The following is a 453-nucleotide window of genomic DNA, read 5'->3' as shown; positions in this document are numbered from 1 at the left end:
TAAGGCATGATGCGCGCAGGGAGTAGGGGAGTAGGGGAATAGGGGAGGCTATTCGGCTGCAAGTTTACGGATGAGAAGCCGAAGAAGCTTTCCCACACTTTCGGTACTCGCCAACAATGGGCCGGACGTCGCTTTCGGCGCGATGCCAATACGTTCAGCAATCAGAAGCTGAGTTTCCAGCTCCTTCAATGATCCTTGGGCAATACGGAGAAATTGCAGATAGGAGCCTCGAATTTCCCTGCCATACCCCTCGGCTATGTTTGCCGGCACCGACGTTGCAGAGCGCCGCACTTGGCTGGTCAGCCCATAAAGTTCTTCTTTGGGCCAGGATTTAGTAGCACCGTAGACCGCCACCGCAAGATCCATCGCCTGCTCCCAAACAAGCAAGTCCTTGTAGGACCCTGTTTTTTCGGTCATCCGTCCCTACTCCCCTACTCCCCTACTCCCCTACTC

The 453-nt window shown here is 55.0% G+C and carries 1 protein-coding gene; it reads right to left on the bottom strand.

The genetic code is table 11. The features are described from left to right. Positions 1-48 precede the first annotated feature (48 nt). A complete protein-coding gene (locus AC0L24_RS33880; RefSeq protein WP_013530241.1) occupies positions 49-417 on the bottom strand; it encodes a four helix bundle protein in 369 nt (122 codons plus the stop codon). Between the last annotated feature and the right edge of the window lie 36 nt (positions 418-453).

Source organism: Mesorhizobium sp. WSM4809 (genome assembly GCF_055811655.1).
This window is presented reverse-complemented; position numbering and strand designations above follow the sequence as displayed.